We start from the raw sequence: 3,772 nt of genomic DNA on the forward strand, positions 1-3,772 counted from the left end.
CATCCCCCACGGCGTGACTGACACCCCGCCCCTGCTCGGCCAGCACCACATCCGCGCGGGCACTGCCGTCAGACGGCGACGCTGCGGGCAGCGGCTCTCAAGCGAGCAGTCGGTCAGTCAGTCAGTCCAGGGAGAAACGCCTCTGCGCGGGCTGTGTGGGAGGAGCGGCTGGCCGGCCGCGGGCGGATCCCTCGGAATCGCTGTCGGATTCGAGCAGCATCCGCCCGGGCGTGCGCTGCTCGGGCCGACGTGCGGGAGCGTCCGCGCCTGAGCCCGCTGATTCGTCACCCCTGACCCACTCCCCGCCGGAGTCCGAGTTTGCCGCGTTGGCGGCCTCGTGCGCCATGCGCTCGGACCTGGTAGGGCTCGGATCGCCCGCGTACGCGTCCGCGACCCGCTCGCCCGCCCTCGGCTTGCCATGCTTCTCATTGCTCCGCTTGATGAAGTCCTGCAGGAGGTTGAGGTTCTCCAGCGACAAAGGACCGGCCGGGTGTTCTCCTGGGAGATCTCCTCGGCCCGACAGTAGGAGAGCCGGGCTCGATCGGTCTTTGAGCATGCATCCGCCGTCGTTGTCCCGGCCGGGGCCCTTCAGTCGGTTGAGGAACGGCGGGCCGCAGGGCGCTTGCCTGTCAGGCGGGCGGGCGGCAGTTGTGGTGCCGAACTGACGCCTGCTGTGCAGCAGGAGCACCGCCCAATTGGCCGCTTCAGTCCCAGAGCCGCTCTTCGGCTGGTCAACGGGGCGAGGGTCACCTCCTGCGGCCGGCATGCAGTTCCAGTCGCTCGCCTTCGAAGCGGGCGCGGAAGTCGCGGTCGTGCGAGACGGCGACCACGGCTCCCGGATACGCGCAGAGCGCCGCCTGCAGGTCTTCGGCCAGGTCGAGGGCGATGTGGTTGGTGGGCTCGTCCAAGACGAGGAGGTCAGCGGGGCGGGTCACCAGGCGGGCGATCTGCAGCCGCCGCTGCTGACCCGCGGACAGCGCAGTCACCGGGACGTGCAGGTCCTGCTCACGGAACAGGCCCAGGGCCAGCAGCTGTTCGCTGTACTCGTCAGCCGGTCCGGGACGCCCGGCGGCGTACGCGGCAAGCAGCGGGAGCGCCGTGGTGTGCGTGGGCAGTTCCTGTTCGAGGTAGCCGATGCGGGCGGGGCGGCGCGCGGTACCTTCGTCGGGCTCCAGGTCGCCTGCGATGAGGCGCAGGAGTGTCGTCTTGCCTGCGCCGTTGTCACCGGTGACCAGTAGCCGCTGGCCGGGCGCGAGGGTGAGGCGCCCGGCCAGGCGCAGCCGCTCGCCGACACTGACGTCCTCGAACTCGGCGAGGGGGCCCGGGGTGGGGCCGTCTGCCGCCGCAAACGCTGCCGTGAAGTGGAGCGACGCCGGTGGTGGGGCCACCGGGTGGCGTTGCAGCTCGGCGAGGGCCCGGCGGGCTGAGCGCACCTGCCCGCCGAGCTTGGCCTCGCTGGAGCGGCGGTGCTTGCCGAAGCCCTGCTTGGGGTCGTGACCGGTGGTGGCCAGACGCCGTCCCGCGACTTCCAGCAGGGCCTGCATGGAGGCCACCTCCTCGGCCCAGTCCGCGTAGCGCTGTGCCGCGCCGCGCCGGGCGGCGGCCTTCGCGGCCTGGTAGCCGGCCCAGCCGTCGCCGTATCGGTGCACGGTGCGCTCGTCGCGGTCGACCTCCAGGATGGTGGTGGCGATGCGTTCCAGGAAGCCGCGGTCGTGGGTGACCGCGACGACTGTGCCGCGGTGTGCGCGCAGGTGGTCTTCCAGCCAGCGCACGGCCGTAGCATCCAGGTGGTTCGTCGGTTCGTCCAGAAGCAGGAGTTCGGGAGCAGCGGCGAGGACGCAGGCGAGGGCGAGCCGGGACTGCTCGCCGCCGGACAGGGAGCCGAGCAGCCGGTCACGGGTGATCGCGGCCAGCCCGAGTCCGTGCATCGCGGCATCCACCCGGGCGTCGGCCTCGTATCCGCCGCGCGCCTCGTACGCGGTCAGCAGGTCGCCGTAGGCGGCGAGTTCGCCGTCCGTCGCCTCGCCGAGACTCTCCTCGGCCTCCCGCAACCGGGCTTCCATGGAGCGCAGGTCGGCGAGAGCGTGGTCGACGGCGTCCTGCACGGTGCGGTGCGCACCAAGGACGAGGGTTTGGGCGAGATGGCCGGTGCCGCCGGGGAAGCTGACGGTGATCTGCCCGGTATCCGGCGCCTCGGCTGCGGCGAGCAGACGCAGCAGGGTGGACTTGCCGGATCCGTTCTCACCGATGACGGCTGCCTTCTCACCCGGGCGGATGGTGAATGACACCAGGTCGAGGATGGTGCGGGTGCCGTAGGACTTGGTGACGTCCTTGACGGACAGCTGCGCCACCACGGCGGGGGCGACGGTGGGCATGGCGGTATGGGCGCGGTCGCGCATGTGACTTTCCCTGGGCGTACGAAGGGTCTACGGGCAGCAGAAACGGCGGCATCGGCCGTACCCGGACTCAGACGTAGAAGTAGAGAAAAGCCATGGACCCACCATAGCAAGACGGCGCGTCTCGTTTCAAGACGGGCCCGCCGCCATGATCAGACACAGCTGCGGCAGATGCTCGCCGTTGAGGCCCTCCTGCACGGCGCGCGCCGCCGGGGTCCCTGCTTCACCCAGGACGATGACGGTGAGCAGCCCGAAGCGCTCGACGATGCGCTCCAGGTGCCAGGCCGCACGAGCACCGCGCTCGCTGCCAGAGACGCATCGTCGCAGTGTGCGACATGGCAGCACGCGGCTTGCAGAATGTGCAGCCGGCAGCAGCAAGGAAGGGGCATCTCAACGTCCCCAAGAAGCACATCGAACGCATCCAGCACCCAGAGCGACCCAAGACCGGAGACGAGCTCGCCGACGGCCCGGACAGCCCCCAAACGGTCGCCGCAACCACGGTCAGGGCCAAACCCGGCCACCTTCCTCGACAACACCAGCCGCAGGGCCTCGAAACTCAGCCCACAACGACGGCACGAACTGAATACACCCGGCACGAGGAGGTGACGTGTGCAGCCGGCGTGCAGGTGCGGCGCAGGGAACGTGCCGGTGGCGGCACAGAAAGGTGTTCGCTGCCCGACATGCGTACACTCCCATCCTGGCTGATCTACAGGTCAGTTGAGTCGCTTCCTGAGCGCAGTACGTCGGCTGAGTCGGCTGACGAAGCGGACGGACGCGCAACGGGGGAAGTACACGTCGGGGAGAAGTCATGCGAAAGAATCGTTCCGTCCGGGCCGCCGGCTGCCTGGCTGCCGCTCTCGGGGTACTGGCTGTGGGCTCCACTCTCACTCCCGCCCAGGCCGCGCCGGCACGGGCCCAGGCCAAGGTGTATCTGACCACCTCGGTGACCCAGTGGTCTCACTACCAGCCCAACCTGCACAGCCACGCGGGCACGCTGTACGCCGGCCGCAACTACTTCTACTGCTGGACCGCGGGAGACTGGTACTCCAACAACGGTCACATCTCAGGCGCGTGGCTGCGCACCGACGACGACAGCGGCCACCGCAACGTCTACGTCAACATGGTCAACCTGAGCGACGCCGACTTCTGGCGCGCACAGGACATGCTCCCCCAGTGCTGAGCTCTGTGAGCACAGGGCCCCGCAACAAAGCATCTGGCACATAAGCCCGCATCACACGCAGGCCACCGTGGCGTCAGGGTGCGGTCGGAGACAGGAGGCCGGCCGCACCGCGTCCGGGACAGGCTGGGGGCACGCATGCTGGGCCCATGCCATTGCGCGCGGCTACGACACTGATCCCCCTCCCCACTCACGCCCC

At 69.7% G+C, this 3,772-nt stretch carries 3 protein-coding genes; 1 reads left to right on the top strand and 2 read right to left on the bottom strand.

Features of this window, described 5'->3' with window-relative positions; all coding sequences use genetic code 11:
• Nucleotides 1-746: 746 nt before the first annotated feature.
• Together abc-f and ACJA3G_RS32600 are read right to left on the bottom strand one after the other, a co-directional pair.
• Nucleotides 747-2,399: a ribosomal protection-like ABC-F family protein gene (abc-f, locus tag ACJA3G_RS32595; RefSeq protein WP_406556638.1), complete on the bottom strand. Its 1,653-nt coding sequence runs from the start codon at nucleotides 2,397-2,399 to the stop codon at nucleotides 747-749.
• Nucleotides 2,400-2,525: 126 nt separating this feature from the next.
• Nucleotides 2,526-2,741 (bottom strand): hypothetical protein, encoded by a 216-nt coding sequence (locus tag ACJA3G_RS32600; protein WP_406556639.1) that lies wholly within the window; start codon nucleotides 2,739-2,741, stop codon nucleotides 2,526-2,528.
• 463 nt (nucleotides 2,742-3,204) lie between these two features.
• On the opposite strand from ACJA3G_RS32600, the gene ACJA3G_RS32605 reads away from it, so the two are divergent.
• The gene (locus ACJA3G_RS32605; RefSeq protein ID WP_406556640.1) at nucleotides 3,205-3,576 is read left to right on the top strand and encodes a hypothetical protein; all 372 of its coding nucleotides are present in this window, start codon (nucleotides 3,205-3,207) and stop codon (nucleotides 3,574-3,576) included.
• Nucleotides 3,577-3,772 lie beyond the last annotated feature (196 nt).

This window comes from Streptomyces sp. YS-3 (assembly GCF_045257485.1).
Lineage (GTDB): Bacteria > Actinomycetota > Actinomycetes > Streptomycetales > Streptomycetaceae > Streptomyces.

Bases quoted from the DNA above. Each gene is read 5' to 3' on its own strand.
- abc-f (WP_406556638.1), bottom strand. From the start codon at position 2,399: ATGCGCGACCGCGCCCATACCGCCATGCCCACCGTCGCCCCCGCCGTG.
- ACJA3G_RS32605 (WP_406556640.1), top strand. From the start codon at position 3,205: ATGCGAAAGAATCGTTCCGTCCGGGCCGCCGGCTGCCTGGCTGCCGCT.